Below are 18,551 nucleotides of genomic sequence, written 5' to 3'. Positions count from 1 at the left end.
GAACTGGCAGTACCTGACACGGCTGCCTTTAGATAAGGAAAGGAACACACCATGCGTCACGGCCACGGCCTCCGTAAACTCAATCGCACCAGCGAGCACCGCCTCGCGATGCTGCGCAACATGATGAATTCGCTGCTGGAGCACGAGGTCATCAAGACCACCGTGCCGAAGGCGAAGGAACTGCGCCGCGTCGTCGAGCCGATGATCACCCTCGGCAAGGAGCCGACCCTGTCGAACAAGCGCCTGGCCTTCGACCGCCTGCGCAACCGCGACATGGTCACCAAGCTGTTCGCCGAGATCGGGCCGCGCTACCAGGCGCGACCGGGCGGCTACACGCGCATCCTGAAGATGGGCTTCCGCGTCGGCGACAACGCACCGATGGCGCTGGTCGAACTGGTGGACCGCCCCGAGCCGACCGAAGCGTCCGGCACGGAGCAAGGCACCGGCGAATAAGCTACAATAGCAATCTCTGACGCGCGGTGGAGCAGCCTGGTAGCTCGTTGGGCTCATAACCCAAAGGTCGCAAGTTCAAATCTTGCCCGCGCAACCAATTCAAACCCGCTGAAGCCTTTGGCTCAGCGGGTTTTTTCATGCCTTGTCGGCCACGCGCGCAGGCTCGCCCGCCGCAGCCAGTGGCGCCGCGCTACTTCTTGGTGTCTTCCAGCCGCCCGGAGCCTTCGGCCGTAGCCGCCTTGCCTTCGGCCTGGCGCTTGGCCTTGGCGGCGGCCTTTTCTTCGGCGGTGTAGGACTTGGTGCTCGGGCCGCTCGTGGTGCGGTTGTCGCCGGAAGCGGAGCCCTTGCCGTGCGCGATCTCCTTGCTCGTGGAGCGCCGCTTCTTCTTGGCAGCCTCCTTCTCGGCCTTGGTGGCGGACTTGCTCGGGGCGGCGCGGCCTTCGCCCGGCGTGTCCGACTGGGCATAGGCGAGCGAGGGTGCGCACAGCGCTGCGACGGCGGCGGCGCAGGTCACCAGGAATGTCTTGAGCATGGGGTCCTCCGGGGAAAGAAGCCGCGGACGCAACGGCGCCCGGCAGGGCATGCAGCGATGCTGAGCGCCGGGCGCGGGACGGGCAATTAGGGAGAGGGGAAGGGTGCAGCACGAGCAAACGGCTCCCCCTCGGGGAGCCGCGCTGCAGTGACCGGGCAGACGGACTGCTACTTCTTGCCTTCGCCCTCTTCAAGCCGGCCCGTGTCCGCCTTGGCGGCCGCCTTGCCTTCGGCCTGGCGCTTGGTCTTGGCGGCGGCCTTCTCCTCCGCCGTCGCACTCTTGGCCTTGCCGGCGGTGCCGCCCATGTCATCGATGCGGCCCTCGTCCTTCTTCACCGTTTCCTTGCCGGCGGCGGCGCGCTTCTGCTTGGCATCTTGCTTCTCGGTCGCCGTGGCCGGCTTGCTCGGCGCCGCGCGCCCTTCGCCGGGGGTGTCGGACTGGGCATAGGCGATTGACGAGGCGCACAGCGCCGCGACGGCGGCACCTACGGTGAGCAGGGACTTGAGCATGGTTTCCTCCAGTGGCGGCCGGTGGGGATGCTGGCCGGCCGAAATCCAGTCCCGGCATCGTCTTTGCACGCAGGTGCATGGGTCAATTAGGGCGAAGGGAAAAGCTCGGCAGTCGCGCTGGCCCGGGTCGCGGCACACTCGCGCTTTCGCCCTTTGCACTTCATGAACACACTTTCCAGCTTCCCCATCACCCGCAAGTGGCCGGCGCTGCATCCCGACCGGCTGCAGCTGTATTCGCTGCCCACCCCCAACGGCGTCAAGGTCTCCATCGCCCTGGAGGAGACCGGCCTGCCCTACGAGGTGCACAAGGTGGACTTCGGCAAGAACGACCAGACCTCGCCCGAGTTCCTTTCGCTCAGCCCGAACAACAAGATCCCCGCGATCCTGGATCCCGATGGTCCCGGGGGCAAGCCCTTCGCGCTGTTCGAGTCCGGCGCCATCCTGGTCTACCTCGCCGGCAAGACCGGGCAGCTCATGCCGCGTGACGAAGCGGGCCGCTACGAGTGCCTGCAGTGGCTGATGTTCCAGATGGGAGGCATCGGGCCCATGTTCGGCCAGCTCGGTTTCTTCCACAAGTTCGCCGGCAAGGACTACGAGGACAAGCGGCCGCGCGACCGCTACGTCAACGAAGCCAAGCGCCTGCTGGGCGTGCTCGATCGCCACCTCGAAGGGCGCGAATGGATCGTCGGCGACGCATACAGCATCGCCGACATCGCGACGTTCCCGTGGGTGCGCAACCTGGTGGGCTTCTACGGCGCGCGCGAGATCGTGGGCTTCGACGACTTCCGGCAGGTGCAGCGCGTGCTCGACGCCTTCGTGGCGCGGCCCGCCGTGCAGCGTGGCCTGGAGATCCCCAGGCGCGACTAGCGCGAGCGCAGGCGCAGCTGCCCGGGCAAGGGCACCGAGCGACGCAGCACGTCCTCGCCCAGCCACATCGCGGAGCGCAGGGCGCGCTGCGCCACCATGGGCAGCGGCATCTGCACGTAGTCCTCGTTGAAGACCTCGAAGCTGTAGTCGCCGGCATAGCCCAGCGCATCGAGCTTCAGCACCAGTTGCACCAGCTCCTGCGTGTGCACGCCTTCCCCCGGAAACACGCGGAAGGTGCGGGCCGTGGCCATGCGCTCCTCGAAGGTGCGGGTCTCCTGCCACATGAAGTCCGACAGCTGCACCAGGAAGATCTTCGCGGGATCGAGGTCGTCGATCGCGTCCAGGGGCGTCTTCGCCGCGAGGATGTGGAAGGAGTCGATGCCGATGCCCAGGTTGGGGCAGTCGGCGCGGCATGCCACGTCCCAGGCCGTGGTGAACTCGTTGACCGTGCGACCCCAGGACAGGCCTTCATAGGCGATCCTGATGCCGAAGGGAACGGCCAGCATCGCCAGCTTGCGCAGGTCGCGGGCGATGTGGTCCAGGTCCTGGCTCGCATGCGCCGAGGTCGACGAGCACGCCAGCAGCACGTCGCAGCCCAGCGCGGCGCACATCTCCAGCATGGTCTTGGCGATGTCCACCTTGTACTGGTGCAGGTGGCCGGAGAGGCCTTCGAAGTCGCGCAGCACCTGGAAGCCGGTGCCGCGCAGGCCGCTGGAGCGCACCGCCTTCACCGCGGCCTGCCAGCCCTGCGGATGGCCGACCAGGTCGTTGGCCTTGAGCATGACCTGGCTGAAGCCTGCTTCCTGCATGGCTTCGAGCTTGGCTTCCAGCGGGCCGGCGAGCGTGATGGTGTCCATGCCGAAGGCACGCACCGCCTGGTGCAGGCTGCGCCGGTCGCTCATGGCTTGTCGCTGTGCACGAGTTCGAACACGACGCTGCCCAGGTAGGTCTTGGTGATCGCGCCGCGCCGCTCCGTGTGCGCGGCCTCGGTCTCGACGAACTCGATGCCCAGCGCGCGCAGGGTCCGCACGGCCGCCAGCACGTCGGGCACGCCCAGGCCGATGCGCTGCAGGCGCTCGCTGGGGTCCAGCGAATCACTCTCCGGCTCGATCACCTGCAGCATGAAGCGGTTGGCCGGCTGCAGCGCCGGGGCCCGCAGCAGCTTGCCCGCGGGCATGATGCCGAAGCGCTGTTCGTCCGGGATGGCCTGGATGCCGAACAGCTCGCGGTAGAACTCGAGCCAGTCGTAGGTGCGGCCCGCGCCTATGTACTGCACGATGCCGAAGAAGTGCATGCCCGCGATCGCGGGCGGGTTGCGCTCCACGCCGGGGATGGGGATGAAGTCCACGTCGTAGATCGAGAACTCGCGGTAGCGGTCCACGAAATAGATGCGGGTGCCGCCGACGCCGTGGATGGCCGGGATGTTCAGCTCCATCGCCTCGGGATGCGTGGGCACCTCCCAGCCGCCGTGCTCCAGCACGTAGCGGTAGGCGGCGCGCGCGTCACGCACGCGCAATGCGACCGCCGCGATGGCAGGCGCCGCTTCGCCATGCGTGGCCCCGTCGGCGTCGCGCGGATGCGCGTTCAGGACGATGTTCATGCCGCCCTGCCGGTACAACAGCACCTCGCGCGAACGGTGGCGCGCGACGGGCCGGAAGCCCATCATCTCCAGCACCTGGCCCAGGGCCTGGGGCTTGCCGGTGGCGAACTCGACGAATTCGACCCCGTCGAGGCCGATCGGGTTGTCCTCGTCGCTGAACGAGTCCTGCAGGGGCTCGCGCGCGTGTTCCGGTTGGAGCAGCAGGTCCGACATCTTCTAGTACTCCAGTCGTGCCAGGGTCCGCAGGTTCGCGGCGCTCGTGGTCGGGAAGCCGAAGAATTCCAGGTAGGGCGGGATCATCTCGAACAACATGTCCGTGCCGACCTGCACGCGGCAGCCGCGCGCCTGCGCCGCCTGCAGGAAGGCCGTCATCTCGGTCTTCATCACCACCTCGCCGACGAAGGTGCGGCTGTCCAGCCGGTCCATGTCGATCGGCAGCGGATCGCCCGGGTTCATGCCCAGCGGCGTCGCGTTCACCACCAGCGCGTGGCCTGCCGGGTCGCGGCCGCCGGTGCGCACCTGGGTCTTCGGAAAGTGCGTGCGCAGCCGCTCGGCCAGCCCTTGCGCCGCGGCGTCCTGCACGTCGTACAGCGCCAGCGTGCCGACGCCCGCAGCGGCGAGGGAAGCCGCGATCGCGGAGCCCACGCCGCCGCTGCCGACGACGAGTGCGCTCGCACCGCGCAGCTCCAGGCCCTTGCCGCGCAGCCCGCGCACGAAGCCCTCGCCGTCGAACATGTCGCCCAGCAGCCGCCCGTCCTGCGTGCGCTTCACCGCGTTGCAGGAGCCGGCGACCTTCACCGTGGGCGTCGCTTCGTCCAGCAGGTCGACCACGCTCACCTTGTGCGGCATGGTGATCAGCGCGCCGCGGATGTTCTCCAGGCGGAACAGGCCGCGCAGTGCGTCAGGGAAGGCCTCCGGCTTGCAGCCCATGGGTACGACCACCGCATTGATCCCTTCCGACGCGAAGTACGGGTTGTAGATCATGGGGGCCTTGAAGCTGTGCGTGGGCCAGCCCAGGTGGGCGATGAATTCGGTGTGGCCGTTGATCAGCATGGGATGGAGAAAGGCGTTCAACGCAGCGTGACGTTGTCGGGGTCCTGCTTGCGCACCAGGCCTTCGAGTGCGACCAGGTAGCCGGCGACGCCGAAACCGACGACGATGCCGGCCGCGGCCGGCGAGATGTACGAGTGGTGGCGGAAGGCTTCGCGCGCGTGCACGTTGGAGATGTGGCACTCGATCACCGGCAGGCCGTCCACGCCCTTGATGGCGTCGTGCAGGGCCACCGACGTGTGGGTGTAGGCGCCGGGGTTGAACACGCAACCCAGCGCCCCGCCCTCCTTGAACAGGCGCCCGTACTCGTGGATCTTGTCGATCAGGGCGCCTTCCCAGTTGCTCTGGAAGCACTCGACCTCGTAGCCCAGGCGCTCGCCCGCCGCGCGGCACAGGGCCTCCACGTCCGCCAGGGTCGTGGCGCCGTACTGCGCCGGCTCGCGCGTGCCCAGCAGGTTGAGGTTGGGCCCGTTGAGGACGAGGATCTTCTTCACGCGCGCGCCCCGTGCCTTACTTGCGCGCCTTGGCCAGTTCCGCCTGGATGGCGTGCACCGTGTCGGCGCCGACGCTGGCGCTGTGCTTGTCGATCACGGGCTTCATCTTGTCGCGCAGCTTGGTGATCTCCGCCGCGGGCAGTTCGCTCACCTGCATGCCGCCCTTGCGCAGGTCCTCCAGGCCGGCCTGCAGCTGCGCGCGCGACTGCGTGCGCTGGTAGGCGGCCGACTCGGTGGCGGCCTCCTGCAGGACCTTGCGGTCCGCGGGCGCGAGCGAGTCCCAGAACTTCTTGCTGATCACCACCGACTGCGGGTTGTACTGGTGGTTGGTGAGCGTCATGTACTTCTGCACTTCGTACAGCTTGGCCCCCTTGATCGTGGCGACCGGGTTCTCCTGGCCGTCGACGGCGCCCTGTTCCAGCGCGGCGTACAGCTCGGGGAAGGGCAGCGGAGTCGGGTTGGCGCCCAGGGCCTTCACCCAGTCGACGTTGATCGGGTTCGGGATCACGCGCAGCTTCAGGCCGGCGATGTCGTCGACCTTGGTGATCGGGCGCTTGCTGTTGGTGAGTTCGCGGAAGCCCAGCTCGTAGTAGGCGAGGCCGACCAGGCCCTTGTCTTCCAGCTTCTTGTGCAGGTTCTGGCCGAACGGCCCATCGACCACGGCGTCCGCTTCCTTCGGGTTGCCGAACAGGAAGGGAAAGTCGTAGATCGCGAATTCCTTGACCAGGCTGGCGAAGATGCCGGAGTTCATGGCCGCCATCTCCAGCGTGCCGCCCTGCAGGGCCGACACGTTGGCCTGGTCGCTGCCCAGCGTGCCGCCGGCGAAGACCTGCACCTTCATCTTGCCGCCGGACTTCTTGTCCACGAGCTCGGCGAAACGGTCCATGCCCAGGACGATGGGATGGCCCTTGGCGTTCTGGTTGGCGAACTTGATCGTGCGCGTCTGCGCCTGCGCCAGCCCGAGCGCGGACAGCGCGACGGCGGCCACGATGGTCTTCAGGAACAGTCTTTTCATTTTGTCGTCTCCGATGAATGGGCCGGGATCAGCCGTGGAACCACCGCGCCGGCACCGTCACCAGCTGCGGGAAGAACACCATGAGGAACATGATGGCGAACTGCGCCACCATGAAGGGCCACACGCCCTTGGTGACCTCGTCCATGCTCACCTTGCCGACGCCGGCGACCGTGCTCAGCACGGTGCCCACCGGCGGCGTGATCAGGCCGATGGCGTTGTTGATCATGAACAGCACGCCGAAGTAGACCGGGTCAATGCCGGCGGCCTTCACGATCGGCATCAGCACGGGCGTGAGGATCAGGATGGTGGGCGTCATGTCCATGGCGGTGCCCACGACCATCGTCAGCACCATGATCGCCAGCATCAGCAAGGTGGGCTGGTCCAGCAGCGGTTGCAGCAGGGCCACCACTTCGGCCGGCAGGTTGGCCACCGTGATCATCCAGGCGGAGACCATCGCCGCGGCCACGAGGAACATGATCACGGCAGTGGTCTTCGCGGCGGCTTCGAACAGTCCATAGAGCTGGGACAGCTTCAGCTCCTTGTAGACGACCGTGGAGACGAACAGCGCGTACACGGCAGCGACCACCGCGGCTTCCGTCGGCGTGAACACGCCGAACTTCAGGCCCACCACCACGATGATCGGCATCACCAGGGCGAAGGTGGCGTCCTTGAAGGAGGCGAGGACCTCGGCGAGCGAGGCACGCGGCGAGGCCTGGATCTTCTCCTTGCGCACCAGCCACCACCACGTGATCCACAGTGCGGCGCCGAGCATCAGGCCCGGGGCGATGCCGGCGAGGAACAGCTTGGAGATGGAGACGTTGGCGGCCACGCCGAACACCACGAAGCCGATGCTGGGCGGGATGATGGGCGCGATGATGCTGGCCGAGGCCAGCAGACCGGCCGAGCGCGCCGTGTCGTAGCCGGCGCGGTTCATCATGGGCAGCAGCAACGCGGCCAGCGCGGCGGCGTCGGCCACCGCGGAACCGGAGAGCGCCGCCATGATGATCGCCGCCATGATGCCGACGTAGCCCAGGCCGCCGCGGACGTGCCCCACCAGTGTCATGGCGAACTGCACGATGCGCCGCGACAGCCCGCCGGCATTCATGATCTCGCCGGCGAGCATGAAGAAGGGCACGGCCAGCAGGGGGAAGCTGTTGGCGCCCTCGATCGTGTTCTGCGCCAGGATCTGCGCATCGAACATGTTCATGTGCCACATCAGCGCGGCGCCGCAGGCGAGCAGCGAGAAGGCGATGGGGACGCCCAGCGCCATGGCGCCGAGCAGCGAGCCGAGGAAGATGGCGATGGTCATGGCTTCACTTGGAAGTGGCGGTGGCGGGGGTGGCGGCTTCAGCTTCGCCGTGCGGGACCTCGTCCTCGGACTCGGTGATGCCGATCAGCTCGGACTCCGAGAGGCGGCCGGACAGCAACCGGATGAAATCGTTCAGGATGAAGAGGAAGCCCAGCACGGAGAAGAACAGGCCGCTCGCGTAGAAGTAGCCCATCGAGATTTCCATCACGGCGCTGGTGGTGCCCCAGTTGATCAGGGTCTGCTGCCAGGCGCCGCGGAACATCAGCCAGCACAGGTACATCATCAGCACGTGCGACAGGCCGAGGCAGATCTTCTTGCCCGCCACCGGCAGGCGCGCCACCAGGCTATCCGTGCCCAGGTGGGCATGCGTGCGCAGGGCGATCAGGGCGCCCAGGAACGTCATCCAGACGAACAGCCAGCGCGAGAGTTCCTCGGACACGGTGATGCCGCTGTTGAAGCCGTAGCGCAGCACCACGTTGCCGAAGACCATCAGGACCATCAGTGCGAGGAAGACCACCATGATGGCGGTGAGCAGCCGGCACAACCGGTCGATGAGGGTCTGCAACATAGGCTGGTCTCCTTGGGCGCGGGGGACGGGACGAGGGGGCGCGAAATGCAGCCCGGATTTTGTACGGACTGGTTAGTTTTGTGCTGCGGGTAAACCCGCAGCCACGCTCATCCGTCGGCGCGCATGAAGCGCACGATCATCTCGATCACGCTCTCGCGGCGGTGGGCGATGTAGACGTTCGAGCGGGTGTCGAGCTTGAAGATCACGCCGAAGGTGTGGCGGTTCGAGACGTTGAAGAAGCTCAGCGCCGAGATCGACGCATGGATGTCCACGGGGTCCAGGCCCGGGCGGAAGACGCCCGTCTTGACGCCGCGCTGGTACAGGCGCCGGATGGCCGCGATGGCGGTGACGTTCAGTTCCTGGATGCGCTTGGACTGCCCGATGTACTGCCCGCGGTTGATGTTCTCGGTCATCACGAGGCGGATGTAGTTCTCGTGGGTGAGGTGGTGGTCGAAGGTGAAGGCCACCAGGCGGCGCAGGGCCTGCTCGGGCTCCAGGTCTTCCAGGTGCAGTTCGGACTCGATCTCGCGCACCTTGCGGTACGACTCCTCCAGCACGGCGAGGTACAGGCCCTCCTTGCTGCCGAAGTAGTAGTAGATCATCCGCTTGCTGGTCTGCGTCAGCGCGGCGATCTCGTCGATGCGTGCGCCCGCGAGGCCCTTCTCGCCGAACTCCCCGGCGGCCACGTCCAGGATGTTCGCCTTCGTGCGCTCCGGGTCGTTGGTGCGCGTGGTCTCCTTGGCGGCCGGTTTGAGCGAACGTGCCTTGCCCGGCTTCAAATGTACCAGTTCGTTCATGGCGGCAGTATAGGGCGGCATCGGTGTCGCCACCAAGAGGCGCATGCGGCATCGCGCCGCAAAATGGCGGCCAGCATGAACGTCCGATTCGAAGTCAACGGCGCGCCGTGCGAGGCAGCGGCCGACGAGCGCTGCACGCTCGCCGAACACCTGCGCGACGCACTCCAGCTGAAAGCCACGCGCCTGGGCTGCGGCCAGGGTCAATGCGGTGCCTGCGTCGTCCTGGTGGACGGCACGCCGCAGCATGCCTGCCAGGTCGAGATGGGAAACCTGCAGTCCCGCAGCGTGACGACGGCGGAGGCGCTCGCAACGAGCACGCACGGGCGCGCGCTGCTGGCCGAGTTCGAACGCCTGCAGGCGGGCCAGTGCGGCTTCTGCCTCAGTGGCATCCTCATGCGCGCGCTCGCGTTCCTGCGCGCCGCGCCGCAGGCGTCGCGCGAGGACATCGCCGCGGCGCTGCAGGACCACCTGTGCCGCTGCGGCGCACATCCGCGGATCCTGGCGGCGGTGGAAGCGGCGTGGCACGCCACGCGCGGAGCGGGCAGGTGAGCCTAGAACTGCCGTCCGCGCTCGCCTCCCAGCCCGATCCCTCGCTGTGGCTCGCCTTCGAGACGCCCGGCCGCGTGACGGTGCGCACCGGCAAGGTGGAACTGGGGCAAGGCATCCTCACCGCGCTCGCGCAACTGGTCTCGGACGGCCTCGGCGTCGCGCCTTCGCAGGTCGACATGCGTTCGGCCTCCACGCACTGCTGGCCCGACGAGGGCTTCACCGTCGGCAGCAGGTCGCTGGAAGAGTCGGGGCCGGTGATGTGCACGCTGGGCAGCGTGATGCGCTGGCGTCTGCTGCAGGCAGCGAGCGCGGCGCTGGAGGTGTCCCCTGCCACGCTGGAGGTGCGCGCAGGCGAGGTGCAGCATCGAGGCCGCGGCACCGGCTGGAGCTACTGGCGGGAAGGGCTGGGCTTGCTCGCGCAGCGCATCTGCGAGGAAGACCGGCTCGCGCCCCCGCAGCCGGGTGGCAGCGTCGGGACGCCGCTGGCGCGCATCGACCTGGCGGCGAAGCTCGCCGGCGGCGCCTTCCTCCAGGACCTGGAGTTGCCTGGCATGCAGCACGCGGCCGCGCTGCGCTTGCCCGCGCGCGGTGCCCGCCTGCTGTCCTTCGACGCCGAGCGCTTCGCGGCGCGTGCCCGTGGCGCCCGCTGGGTCCGGCGCGGCGACTTCCTGGCCTGTGTCGCGTCCACGGAGCGCGGCGCCCGCGCAGGGCTGGACGTGCTGCATGCGTGCGTCCAGTGGGAGCTTCCGTCCGCCGAGGACATCGGCGCGGACGTGCCCGCCTGGCTGCAGCGGCAACCGGTGCAGGAGACCGTCTTCGAGCCCGCGCCGCAGGACAGCGGCGGCGACGTCGAAGGCACCTGGACGCGTCCCTTCCTCGCCCACGCTTCCATCGGCCTGAGCTGCGCGCTTGCGTGGCAGCAAGACGAGGTGCTCCAGGTCTGGTCGCACAGCCAGGGCATCTTCGCGTTGCGCGACGCGATCGCGCAGGTGCTCGCGCGCACGCCGGCCGGCATCCACGTGCACCACGTCGCAGGCGCGGGCTGCTACGGCCACAACGGTGCCGATGACGCGGCGCTCGACGCGGCGCTCGTGGCCACCGCCTTGCCGGGCACGCCGGTGCGCGTGCAGTGGTCGCGCGAGGAGGAACTGCGTGAGGCGCCGCTGGGCGCGCCCATGGCGGTGCGCATCCGCGCGGCGCTGGGCCCGGACGGGCGCATCGCCCGCTGGGACACGCACGTGCGCAGCACCAGCCACAACATGCGGCCCGGCGTGGGAGGCACGCCCAATCTGCTGGCTGCCGCCGCGGTGGACCCGGCGCTCGAGCGCCAGCAGGATCGGGAAGTTCCGCAGGAGCGCGGCGGCGGCGCCACGCGCAACGCGCAGCCCGTGTACCAGGTGGGCGCTCGCGGCCTCTCGCTGGCCCTCGCCACCACACCCTTGCGCACGTCCGCGCTGCGTGCGCTCGGCGCCTTCGCCAACGTGTTCGCGATCGAAGGGATGATGGACGAACTCGCCTTGCGCGCAGGATGCGATCCGGCGCAGTTCCGCCTGCGCCATCTCGAGGATCCGCGAGCGGCGGCCGTCCTGCGCCACGTGCTCGCGCTGTGCGCCTGGAGCGGCCCCGGCGCCGCGGGCGATGCGTGCACGCGCGGCATCGGCCTGGCGCGCTACAAGGGGCGCGGCGCCTGGTGCGCCGTGGTCGCCGAAGTGGTGCTGCAAGAGCGCGTGCGCGTTCGCCGCGTCTGGTGCGCCGTCGACGCGGGGCTCGTCGTCAACCCCGATGGCGCGCGCAACCAGGTGGAGGGCGGCATCCTGCAGGCGCTGAGCTGGACGACCCTGGAGGCCGTGCGCTTCGATGGGGCAGGCCCGGTGCGCTCGGGCTGGGATGCCTATCCGGTGCTGCGCTTCGGCGACGTGCCGGCGATCACCACGGAATTCGTCGGCGCGCACGGCAACGCCAGCCTCGGTGTCGGTGAAACGTCCCTGGGCCCGACCGCGGCCGCGATCGCGAATGCCGTGTCCGTCGCGATCGGACAGCGCGTCTTCGACCTGCCGCTCAGCCGCGAGCGCATGCTGGAGCTGCTTGCGCGCGCGTGAAGGAGGACAGGCGGGGGGAAATGGTGGCGCGGCTGGCGGGGATCGAACCCACGACCCTTGGCTTCGGAGGCCAATACTCTATCCACTGAGCTACAGCCGCAGTCAGGGCTATTGTATCGCCTCACAGCCTGGCATCGGGGCCGCTCGGGGGCCGACGCCAGGCGCGCGAACCCGGCACCGCCGGTTCAGCGCAGGATCAGCACGGGAATGTCGCCGTGGGTCAGCACGTGCTGCGTTTCGCTGCCCAGGAGCAGGCGCTTGAGGCCCTTGCGGCCATGCGAGGCCATCACGACCAGGTCGCACTTGTTCTTGCGGGCGGCCGAAAGGATCGCTTCGGCCACCAGGTCCGAGCGCACGGTGATGGCCTTGGCCTTCACGCCCGCCTGCTGCGCCGACTGGCCGACCTCGTCCGCCAGGGCCTGTCCGTGTTCGGCCCAGCGATCCTCGACGGCCTTCACTTCGGTCGGCGACACGGCCGCGCCGCCGTCGAAATAGGAGTTGCGGTAGCGGGGCACGACGTGCAGGGCGACGACTTCCGCTCCCACGGTGGAGGCGAAATCGACCGCGCTGCGGACGGCCTTCTTCGACAGCTCGGAGCCGTCGGTGGGGACCAGGATGCGTTTGTACATGGTGTTCTCCTGCGGATGCCCGCAGCCGATAGCGTAGGCAGCGGCCCCGCGGACCCGCTTGATGAAGGTCAAGCGGGCCCACGCCGGCGGCCGTCCCGGTGGGCGGATGGCGTCAGCGGCGCGCCAGCAGCAGGGCCACCAGCGCCCCGGCAGCGGCAGCGGCGCCGATCGCAGGCCAGGGGTTCTCGTGCACGTACTCGTTCACCGCGGCGCCTTTCTGTCGCACCTGGCCGCGGACGGCGCGCTCGGTGGCGTCCAGCCGCGCCTTTGCGCGCGCGAGGCTCTGCTCCAGTCGCGCGCGGGCTGCGGCGTAGCCCTGGCCGGCATCCTGCACGGCATGGTGCAGCAGCGCCTCCGCGTCGTCGACCAGGGTGCGGAGGTCGCGGGCGAGTCGCAGTTGCTCGGCCGCCGGGGTTTCGCTGGCGTCGTTCATGGAAGTTCCTTTCGTGGTGGCACGGGTTGCAGTCTGGGCTGGGTCGACTGCGCGCCACTTGCGGTGCGTCAAAGCCGGTGCCGTTCCTGCGGCTATGGTGCTTCCATCGCTTCCCTGGAGCACGGCCATGGCAACCCCTTCCTGCAGGCAGGTGCTGGTGCACCTCGATCCCACCCTTGCGAGCGGCCGGCGTCTCGCAGCCGCGCGTGAGATAGCCGGCCGCCTCGGCGCCGCCGTCAACGCGCTCTACGCGGCCACGCCCGCCTTCATCGAACTCCCCTATGCGTCGGAACTGGATTGAGGCAGGCAGTGAAGTACAAGGACTACTACGCGATCCTCGGCGTGCCGCGTGAAGCGGACGCGGACACGATCCGCAAGGCCTACCGCAAGCTCGCGCGCCGCCACCATCCCGACGTCGCCAAGGAGCCCGACGCCGAACTGCGCTTCAAGGAGGTGGGCGAGGCCTACGCGACCCTGAAGGATGCGGAGAAGCGGGCCGCCTACGACCGCCTGGGTGCGCATCGCCCCGGCGAGGAGTTCGCTCCGCCGCCGCAGTGGCAGGACCAGTTCGCGGGCGACGCGTTCGAGGGCATGGACCTGGCCGACCTGCTGGCGGCGCTCGGAGCCGGCCGGCATCGGCATGCGCGCGGTGCCGGGCCGGTGCCGCTGCGCGGGCGCGACTACGAAGCGGGCGTGCGCATCGGGCTGGAGGAGGCGCACCGCGGGGTCACGGTGAGCCTGGACGTCGCGCACGAGGACGGCACGCGCACGCTGGCGGTCACCGTGCCGCCGGGCGTGACCGACGGCCAGCGCCTGCGGCTGCGCGGCAAGGGCGGGGCCGGTCGCCACGGTGGGCCGGCCGGCGACATCTACCTGCACGTCGCGCTGGCGCCGCATCCCCTGTTCCGGGTCGACGGGCACGATCTGTACTTCGACCTCGCGCTGGCGCCGTGGGAAGCGGCGCTCGGGGCCGACGTCGAGGTGCCCACGCTGGACGGGCCGATGCTGCTGACCGTGCCCGCGGGCACGCCGGGCGGACGCAAGCTGCGCCTGCGCGGTCGGGGCCTTGCCACCGGGCATGGCGGGCGCGGCGACCTGTATGCAATAGCGCACCTGCAGGTGCCGGCCACGCTCACGCCGCGCGAGCGCGAGCTGTTCGAGGAGTTGGCCCGCGTGTCGCGCTTCGATCCGCGCGCGCTGGTGGACCGGGAGGAATCGCATGGCACCCGCGCCTGAGGACCGGACCCGCTTCGACGGGACGCAGCCCGTCGGCCAGCGCGAGCTCGGCGCCTTGTGCGGGCTGAGCGATGCGGAAGTCGAGGAGCTGGTCGAATACGGCAACCTGCAGCCGATCGCCGGCGAGCGGCTGTTCGACGCTGCGTGCGTGCCCGCCCTGCGCGCCGCGGTGCGCCTGCGCGCCGACTACGACCTCGACCTGTTCACCGCCGGCCTGCTGTTCGGGTTCCTGCGACGCATCGACGATCTCGAGCGGCAGGTCCGCTGGCTGCAGGCGCACCTGCCGCACGGGGTGCACGGAGTGCAGGACTTGCGCGAGGGGCCGGGTGGATGGCGCGAGCCGCACGGACACCTGCCGCAGTGAAGCAGCCGGCCGGGCAGGGCGCCCAGGTGGCGTACTTCTCGATGGAGATCGCCCTGGAGCCGGACATCCCCACCTACAGCGGCGGCCTCGGGGTGCTCGCCGGGGACCACCTGCGCAGCGCCGCCGACCTGCGCTTGCCGATGATCGGGGTGACGCTCCTCAGCCGTGCAGGCTACTTCCGCCAGCAGATCGTGGACGGCGCGCAGGTGGAAAGCGCCGACCCGTGGCAGCCCGAGCGCTTCGCGCGCCGGCTCGACGCGAAGGTGCGCGTGCGCATCGGGCAGCGCGACGTCTGGATCGTCGCGTGGGAATACGTCGTCCGCAGTCCGGGCTGCACGGACGACGAAGGAGTCCGCGTGCTGCTGCTCGACGCGGGCCTGCCGGAAAACGACGACGGGGACCGCGGGTTGACCGATCGGTTGTACGGAGGTGACGAGGGCTATCGCCTGCGCCAGGAACTGGTGCTCGGCGTGGGCGGCGTGCGGATGCTCGCGGCGCTCGGCATCGAGGTCGCCACGTACCACCTGAACGAGGGCCATGCGGCCTTCCTGGCGCTGGAGCTGCTGCGCGTGCGGCGCGCCCGCGGCGATCACGAGACGATGCGGGACTCGGCGGCAGCGGTCGCGGCGCGCTGCGTCTTCACCACGCACACGCCGGTCCCATCCGGCCACGACCAGTTCGACTACGCGCTCGCCCGCGACCTGCTCGGCGAGCTCTGGGACGAACCGGTCCTCAAGGAGTTCGCGGGGGCGGAGCGGCTGAACATGACACGCCTGGCGCTGAACCTGAGCGGCTGGGTGAACGGGGTGGCGCGCCGGCATGCGGAAACCTCGCGGGCCATGTTTCCGGGCTACGAGGTGCACGCCATCACCAACGGCGTGCATCCCTGGACCTGGGCGTCCGACGCCCATCGGGCCTTGTACACACGCCACATCCCGCGCTGGTGCCGGGAGCCCGAGCTGCTGATGCAGGTCGACCGCATTCCGGACCCGGAATTCGCCGGCGCCCATGCGGCCGCCAAGGCCGATCTCGCCGCCTGCGTCGCGCAGGCCTGTCCCGGCGCGCGCCTGTCGGCGGACTGCTTCACGATCGGGTTCGCACGGCGGATGACGGCCTACAAGCGTCCGGACCTGCTGTTCACCGACATGGAACGCCTGCGCCGGATCGCGCGCCTGTTCCCGCTGCAGGTCGTGCTGGCCGGCAAGGCGCATCCGCGCGATACGGAGGGCAAGCGGCAGATCGAGAAGCTGCATGCCGTCGCGCGTGAACTCGCGGGCACGCTGCCAGTCGTGTTCCTGCCCGATTACGGCATGCGGCTGGCGCGCCTTCTGGTGGCGGGGGTGGACCTCTGGCTGAACACCCCGCAGCGCCCGCTGGAGGCGTCGGGCACCAGCGGCATGAAGGCGGCGCTCAATGGCGTGCCCAGCCTCAGCGTGCTGGATGGCTGGTGGGTGGAAGGGTGGTCCGAGGGAGTCACGGGCTGGTCGGTCGGAACGGACGCCCCGCAGGAGGCGACGGAGGAGGCGTTCTCGCTCTGCGACAAGCTCGAACATGCCATCCTGCCGATGTTCCACGGCGATCGCGCCGGCTGGCTGGCCGTGATGAAGAACGCCGTCGCACGCAACGGCGCCTGCTTCAACAGCCACCGCATGCTCAGGCGCTACGCGCTCGAGGCTTACGCGCGTTGACGGGCGCGCCGCCGCCGTCCGGCGGCGCGGCCGCCTGCCACTGCGAAGTCTCCCCGTGCGCGGCCTCGGGCGGTTCGCGGGTGCCTTGCCGTCCGTAGATGAAGTGGTACGCCAGACCCACGAGGACGCTGCCGCCGACCAGGTTGCCGGCCGTCACGAACGCGAGATTCGCAGCCATGCCGGGCAGCGTCACCGCGGCACCGACGGGTGCAGCGTCGGCGCCCGACTGCACCAGCATGGCGAGCGGCAGCAGGTACATGTTGGCGATGCTGTGCTCGAAGCCGGCCGCCACGAAGGCAGTGATGGGGAAGACGACCGCGACGGCCCGGTCCACGACGCTGCGTCCCGCCACCGCCATCCACGCAGCCATGCACACCAGCACGTTGCACAGCACGCCGCGGACGAAGGCTTGCTCCCAGGGCAGCTGCTGCTTGGCCAGGGCCAGCCTGACCACTGTGCGGCCGATCGCGCCGTTGCCCATCTCGGTGTGGCCGCTCAGGTGCACCAGGAAGGCAAGGCCGACGGCGCCGGCGAAATTGGCGGCACAGACGACGACCCAGTTGCGCGCGACCTGCGCGGTGGTGATGCTGCGCTCGGCCCACGCCAGCACGAGGAGGTTGTTGCCCGTGAACAGCTCGGCGCCGGCGACGACCACCATCAGCAACCCGAGCGAGAACACCGCACCGGAGAGCAGCTGCGAGGCGGCGAAGCCCAGGGTGTCGTCGGCCCGCACGATGACGGCGAGCATGGCCCCCAGCCCGATGAAGGCTCCGGCCAGCACGCCGAGCATCACCAGGGGTGCGAGCGCGAGCCGGGCCTTCGCCGCCCCCAGCGTCTGGATGCGGTGCGCGATTTCGGCCGGCGCGTAGGCGTCGAATCCGTAGAGCTCGTTCATGTGCGTAGGGAATCCTATGCGCCACTTGCGCGCGGGACTTGACCTGCGGCAAGTGGAGCTCGCGCCGGGCGTGCACGTGCGCGCGCACGTGGCCGTGGTGGATCCGGCATGTCCGGTCCGGCCTACGCGGGTCCGCCCGGCTGGGGCGGGCCGGCATGGGGCGCCGCGGCAATCCCGTGCGCCTGCGCCACGGCCGGCGCGAGCTGGTCGAACTCGCTGCTCTTGTCGAGGAACGCGCACGCGCCCTCGCGCAGGTAGCGCTGGCGATAGGCCGGGCTTGCGTTGTTGCTGAAGACGACGAACGCAACCGCCGGCACCACGACCTGGACGGCCTTGAGCACTTCCAGTCCGGTGCCCCCTTCCAGGCGCACGTCCAGCACCACCACGTCGGGACGCGAGGCCAGGATGCCGCCGATGCACCCTTGCGGGGTGCGGCCCTCGCCGACGATGGTGGCGCCCGTTTCGACAAGCAGCGAACGGATGCGCTCGCGGACCAGGTCGGAGTCCTCGGCCAGGAAGACCTTCAGCGTTGGAACCATGCGCGAACTATGGTTCGCAGCCAAGGCGGGCCGCCTTGATCCGCCTCAACTGGCTGCTAAGAAACTGTCGCCGAACACGGGGTCCAGCAGTCGCAGGTTGCTCATGGTGATGTCCTCGCTGGTGGCTGTGGCAAGCGTGGCCGCGGCCACATGGGCAATGCAGGAAGCGGGGCGGCCGGCCGCCTTGATCTTTCTCAACGCGGCGCCGGGCCGATGCGGGGCGAGGTCCGACCCGGCCATGCGGGACCCGCTGGCTATAATCGCCGGTTGATCCCGAAAACGCGAATTCTCTGAGGACGCCATGAGCGACAAGCTGGAAGAAGCCCACACCGGTCCGATCAAGACCCCCAAGCAGCTGCTGATCGCGGTGCTGTTCTCCTTCCTGGTTCCCGTCCTCGTGATCATCGCCCTGGTGGCCTACGTCTCGTCGGACAGCAAGCCCGCGGGCAGCAGCCAGATCGACAAGTACGTGCTGGGCGGCGTCACCGCGCAGGACATCGAGCGCGGCGTCGCCGAGCGCATCCGCAAGGTGGGCACGGTGGAGATCCGCGACGCCAACCGGCCGCTCGCCACCGGCGAGGCCGTGTTCAAGGCGCAGTGCACGACCTGCCACACCGCGGGCGTGGCCGGCGCGCCCAAGTTCGGCGATGCCGCATCCTGGGCCAACCGCATCAAGAACGGCTTCGACGCGCTCGTGCAGTCGGCGCTCAAGGGCAAGGGCGCCATGCCGCCGCAGGCCGGCGGCGACTTCAGCGACGTGGAAGTCGCCCGCGCGGTGGCCTATATGGCCAACGCCAGCGGCGCGAAGTTCGCCGAGCCCGCCGCCCCCGCGGCCCCGGTCGCGGCCGATGCTGCCGGCGCCGCCCCTGCTGCCGGTGCTGCTGCCGGTGCTGCTGCCGCGCCCGCCGCCGCTGCTGCGCCTGCC

At 69.5% G+C, this 18,551-nt stretch carries 24 protein-coding genes and 2 tRNA genes; 10 read left to right on the top strand and 16 right to left on the bottom strand.

Going from position 1 to position 18,551, the window contains the following annotated elements:
* Positions 1-51 precede the first annotated feature (51 nt).
* Positions 52-453, top strand: a complete 402-nt coding sequence (gene rplQ / locus AC3EGR_RS23975; RefSeq protein ID WP_488549048.1) for a 50S ribosomal protein L17 — start codon at positions 52-54, stop codon at positions 451-453.
* A 20-nt stretch (positions 454-473) separates the two neighbouring features.
* Positions 474-550, top strand: a tRNA-Met gene (locus AC3EGR_RS23970).
* A 93-nt stretch (positions 551-643) separates the two neighbouring features.
* Here AC3EGR_RS23970 and AC3EGR_RS23965 read toward each other — a convergent pair.
* Both AC3EGR_RS23965 and AC3EGR_RS23960 read right to left on the bottom strand, forming a co-directional pair.
* Positions 644-985: a hypothetical protein gene (locus AC3EGR_RS23965; RefSeq protein ID WP_488549047.1), complete on the bottom strand. Its 342-nt coding sequence runs from the start codon at positions 983-985 to the stop codon at positions 644-646.
* Positions 986-1,152: 167 nt separating this feature from the next.
* Positions 1,153-1,494 carry a hypothetical protein gene (locus tag AC3EGR_RS23960; RefSeq protein WP_488549046.1) on the bottom strand — a complete coding sequence of 114 codons (342 nt, stop codon included), beginning with the start codon at positions 1,492-1,494 and terminating at the stop codon, positions 1,153-1,155.
* Positions 1,495-1,656: 162 nt separating this feature from the next.
* Between AC3EGR_RS23960 and AC3EGR_RS23955 the strand changes: the two genes are divergently transcribed.
* On the top strand, positions 1,657-2,361 hold the full coding sequence (locus AC3EGR_RS23955) for a glutathione S-transferase N-terminal domain-containing protein (RefSeq protein WP_488549045.1): 705 nt from the start codon (positions 1,657-1,659) through the stop codon (positions 2,359-2,361).
* Here AC3EGR_RS23955 and AC3EGR_RS23950 read toward each other — a convergent pair.
* The 8 genes from AC3EGR_RS23950 to AC3EGR_RS23915 all read right to left on the bottom strand — a co-directional run bounded on the left by AC3EGR_RS23950 (position 2,358) and on the right by AC3EGR_RS23915 (position 9,194).
* On the bottom strand, positions 2,358-3,263 hold the full coding sequence (locus tag AC3EGR_RS23950) for a sugar phosphate isomerase/epimerase family protein (RefSeq protein WP_488549044.1): 906 nt from the start codon (positions 3,261-3,263) through the stop codon (positions 2,358-2,360). The two genes, AC3EGR_RS23955 and AC3EGR_RS23950, sit on opposite strands and share 4 nt — an antisense overlap.
* Positions 3,260-4,174, bottom strand: a complete 915-nt coding sequence (locus tag AC3EGR_RS23945) for a 4-hydroxyphenylpyruvate dioxygenase (RefSeq protein WP_488549043.1) — start codon at positions 4,172-4,174, stop codon at positions 3,260-3,262. The genes AC3EGR_RS23950 and AC3EGR_RS23945 overlap by 4 nt, the downstream gene beginning before the upstream one ends.
* 3 nt (positions 4,175-4,177) lie before the next feature.
* Entirely contained in the window at positions 4,178-5,011 is an 834-nt protein-coding gene (locus AC3EGR_RS23940; RefSeq protein ID WP_488549074.1) for a shikimate dehydrogenase family protein, read from the bottom strand.
* 20 nt (positions 5,012-5,031) lie between these two features.
* Positions 5,032-5,505, bottom strand: coding sequence for a type II 3-dehydroquinate dehydratase (gene aroQ / locus AC3EGR_RS23935; RefSeq protein ID WP_488549042.1), 474 nt, complete (start codon positions 5,503-5,505; stop codon positions 5,032-5,034).
* A gap of 16 nt (positions 5,506-5,521) precedes the next feature.
* A complete protein-coding gene (locus AC3EGR_RS23930) occupies positions 5,522-6,520 on the bottom strand; it encodes a TRAP transporter substrate-binding protein (protein WP_488549041.1) in 999 nt (332 codons plus the stop codon).
* 28 nt (positions 6,521-6,548) lie between these two features.
* Complete coding sequence (locus AC3EGR_RS23925; protein ID WP_488549040.1) at positions 6,549-7,829, bottom strand: TRAP transporter large permease subunit; 1,281 nt, start codon at positions 7,827-7,829, stop codon at positions 6,549-6,551.
* Between the two features lie 4 nt (positions 7,830-7,833).
* Complete coding sequence (locus AC3EGR_RS23920; RefSeq protein ID WP_488549039.1) at positions 7,834-8,397, bottom strand: TRAP transporter small permease; 564 nt, start codon at positions 8,395-8,397, stop codon at positions 7,834-7,836.
* 107 nt (positions 8,398-8,504) lie between these two features.
* Positions 8,505-9,194: a TetR family transcriptional regulator gene (locus tag AC3EGR_RS23915; RefSeq protein ID WP_488549038.1), complete on the bottom strand. Its 690-nt coding sequence runs from the start codon at positions 9,192-9,194 to the stop codon at positions 8,505-8,507.
* A gap of 75 nt (positions 9,195-9,269) precedes the next feature.
* Between AC3EGR_RS23915 and AC3EGR_RS23910 the strand changes: the two genes are divergently transcribed.
* Together AC3EGR_RS23910 and AC3EGR_RS23905 are read left to right on the top strand one after the other, a co-directional pair.
* Complete coding sequence (locus tag AC3EGR_RS23910) at positions 9,270-9,743, top strand: (2Fe-2S)-binding protein (protein ID WP_488549037.1); 474 nt, start codon at positions 9,270-9,272, stop codon at positions 9,741-9,743.
* Positions 9,740-11,842 carry a xanthine dehydrogenase family protein molybdopterin-binding subunit gene (locus tag AC3EGR_RS23905; protein ID WP_488549036.1) on the top strand — a complete coding sequence of 701 codons (2,103 nt, stop codon included), beginning with the start codon at positions 9,740-9,742 and terminating at the stop codon, positions 11,840-11,842. The genes AC3EGR_RS23910 and AC3EGR_RS23905 overlap by 4 nt, the downstream gene beginning before the upstream one ends.
* 24 nt (positions 11,843-11,866) lie before the next feature.
* Here AC3EGR_RS23905 and AC3EGR_RS23900 read toward each other — a convergent pair.
* The 3 genes from AC3EGR_RS23900 to AC3EGR_RS23890 all read right to left on the bottom strand — a co-directional run bounded on the left by AC3EGR_RS23900 (position 11,867) and on the right by AC3EGR_RS23890 (position 12,904).
* Positions 11,867-11,942, bottom strand: a tRNA-Arg gene (locus AC3EGR_RS23900).
* An 85-nt stretch (positions 11,943-12,027) separates the two neighbouring features.
* Entirely contained in the window at positions 12,028-12,471 is a 444-nt protein-coding gene (locus tag AC3EGR_RS23895) for a universal stress protein (protein ID WP_488549035.1), read from the bottom strand.
* A gap of 112 nt (positions 12,472-12,583) precedes the next feature.
* The gene (locus AC3EGR_RS23890) at positions 12,584-12,904 is read right to left on the bottom strand and encodes an ElaB/YgaM/YqjD family protein (protein ID WP_488549034.1); all 321 of its coding nucleotides are present in this window, start codon (positions 12,902-12,904) and stop codon (positions 12,584-12,586) included.
* A 127-nt stretch (positions 12,905-13,031) separates the two neighbouring features.
* Here AC3EGR_RS23890 and AC3EGR_RS23885 point away from each other — a divergent pair, with 127 nt between their 5' ends.
* From AC3EGR_RS23885 to glgP, 4 genes are read left to right on the top strand one after another with little or no spacing between them, the layout of a single operon-like run.
* Positions 13,032-13,205, top strand: a complete 174-nt coding sequence (locus AC3EGR_RS23885; protein WP_488549033.1) for a hypothetical protein — start codon at positions 13,032-13,034, stop codon at positions 13,203-13,205.
* Between the two features lie 8 nt (positions 13,206-13,213).
* Positions 13,214-14,140: a DnaJ C-terminal domain-containing protein gene (locus AC3EGR_RS23880; protein WP_488549032.1), complete on the top strand. Its 927-nt coding sequence runs from the start codon at positions 13,214-13,216 to the stop codon at positions 14,138-14,140.
* Entirely contained in the window at positions 14,124-14,504 is a 381-nt protein-coding gene (locus AC3EGR_RS23875) for a chaperone modulator CbpM (protein ID WP_488549031.1), read from the top strand. Before AC3EGR_RS23880 ends, AC3EGR_RS23875 begins: the two co-directional genes overlap by 17 nt.
* Positions 14,501-16,192 (top strand): alpha-glucan family phosphorylase, encoded by a 1,692-nt coding sequence (gene glgP, locus AC3EGR_RS23870; RefSeq protein WP_488549030.1) that lies wholly within the window; start codon positions 14,501-14,503, stop codon positions 16,190-16,192. Before AC3EGR_RS23875 ends, glgP begins: the two co-directional genes overlap by 4 nt.
* Here glgP and AC3EGR_RS23865 read toward each other — a convergent pair.
* The 3 genes from AC3EGR_RS23865 to AC3EGR_RS23855 all read right to left on the bottom strand — a co-directional run bounded on the left by AC3EGR_RS23865 (position 16,158) and on the right by AC3EGR_RS23855 (position 17,866).
* A complete protein-coding gene (locus AC3EGR_RS23865; protein WP_488549029.1) occupies positions 16,158-17,087 on the bottom strand; it encodes a formate/nitrite transporter family protein in 930 nt (309 codons plus the stop codon). The genes glgP and AC3EGR_RS23865 overlap by 35 nt on opposite strands.
* Before the next feature lie 122 nt (positions 17,088-17,209).
* A complete protein-coding gene (locus tag AC3EGR_RS23860; RefSeq protein WP_488549028.1) occupies positions 17,210-17,626 on the bottom strand; it encodes a response regulator in 417 nt (138 codons plus the stop codon).
* Between the two features lie 45 nt (positions 17,627-17,671).
* On the bottom strand, positions 17,672-17,866 hold the full coding sequence (locus tag AC3EGR_RS23855; protein WP_488549027.1) for a hypothetical protein: 195 nt from the start codon (positions 17,864-17,866) through the stop codon (positions 17,672-17,674).
* Between the two features lie 61 nt (positions 17,867-17,927).
* On the opposite strand from AC3EGR_RS23855, the gene AC3EGR_RS23850 reads away from it, so the two are divergent.
* Positions 17,928-18,551: c-type cytochrome (locus AC3EGR_RS23850; RefSeq protein WP_488549026.1), on the top strand; the 624-nt coding region annotated here is incomplete at its 3' end.

The organism is Ramlibacter sp. G4-7 (assembly GCF_057784995.1).
Note: the sequence above shows the minus strand (reverse complement) of the source record. Positions and strands in the feature narration are given on the sequence as shown.

What these genes read in the sequence shown, in the direction of transcription:
- AC3EGR_RS23925 (WP_488549040.1), bottom strand. Translation starts at nt 7,829, where the DNA reads ATGACCATCGCCATCTTCCTCGGCTCGCTGCTCGGCGCCATGGCGCTG.
- AC3EGR_RS23855 (WP_488549027.1), bottom strand. Translation starts at nt 17,866, where the DNA reads ATGGCCGGGTCGGACCTCGCCCCGCATCGGCCCGGCGCCGCGTTGAGA.
- AC3EGR_RS23875 (WP_488549031.1), top strand. Translation starts at nt 14,124, where the DNA reads ATGGCACCCGCGCCTGAGGACCGGACCCGCTTCGACGGGACGCAGCCC.
- AC3EGR_RS23915 (WP_488549038.1), bottom strand. Translation starts at nt 9,194, where the DNA reads ATGAACGAACTGGTACATTTGAAGCCGGGCAAGGCACGTTCGCTCAAA.
- AC3EGR_RS23910 (WP_488549037.1), top strand. Translation starts at nt 9,270, where the DNA reads ATGAACGTCCGATTCGAAGTCAACGGCGCGCCGTGCGAGGCAGCGGCC.
- AC3EGR_RS23890 (WP_488549034.1), bottom strand. Translation starts at nt 12,904, where the DNA reads ATGAACGACGCCAGCGAAACCCCGGCGGCCGAGCAACTGCGACTCGCC.
- AC3EGR_RS23960 (WP_488549046.1), bottom strand. Translation starts at nt 1,494, where the DNA reads ATGCTCAAGTCCCTGCTCACCGTAGGTGCCGCCGTCGCGGCGCTGTGC.
- AC3EGR_RS23930 (WP_488549041.1), bottom strand. Translation starts at nt 6,520, where the DNA reads ATGAAAAGACTGTTCCTGAAGACCATCGTGGCCGCCGTCGCGCTGTCC.
- AC3EGR_RS23885 (WP_488549033.1), top strand. Translation starts at nt 13,032, where the DNA reads ATGGCAACCCCTTCCTGCAGGCAGGTGCTGGTGCACCTCGATCCCACC.
- AC3EGR_RS23955 (WP_488549045.1), top strand. Translation starts at nt 1,657, where the DNA reads ATGAACACACTTTCCAGCTTCCCCATCACCCGCAAGTGGCCGGCGCTG.
- AC3EGR_RS23950 (WP_488549044.1), bottom strand. Translation starts at nt 3,263, where the DNA reads ATGAGCGACCGGCGCAGCCTGCACCAGGCGGTGCGTGCCTTCGGCATG.
- AC3EGR_RS23920 (WP_488549039.1), bottom strand. Translation starts at nt 8,397, where the DNA reads ATGTTGCAGACCCTCATCGACCGGTTGTGCCGGCTGCTCACCGCCATC.
- AC3EGR_RS23895 (WP_488549035.1), bottom strand. Translation starts at nt 12,471, where the DNA reads ATGTACAAACGCATCCTGGTCCCCACCGACGGCTCCGAGCTGTCGAAG.
- AC3EGR_RS23865 (WP_488549029.1), bottom strand. Translation starts at nt 17,087, where the DNA reads ATGAACGAGCTCTACGGATTCGACGCCTACGCGCCGGCCGAAATCGCG.
- AC3EGR_RS23965 (WP_488549047.1), bottom strand. Translation starts at nt 985, where the DNA reads ATGCTCAAGACATTCCTGGTGACCTGCGCCGCCGCCGTCGCAGCGCTG.
- AC3EGR_RS23860 (WP_488549028.1), bottom strand. Translation starts at nt 17,626, where the DNA reads ATGGTTCCAACGCTGAAGGTCTTCCTGGCCGAGGACTCCGACCTGGTC.
- AC3EGR_RS23945 (WP_488549043.1), bottom strand. Translation starts at nt 4,174, where the DNA reads ATGTCGGACCTGCTGCTCCAACCGGAACACGCGCGCGAGCCCCTGCAG.
- rplQ (WP_488549048.1), top strand. Translation starts at nt 52, where the DNA reads ATGCGTCACGGCCACGGCCTCCGTAAACTCAATCGCACCAGCGAGCAC.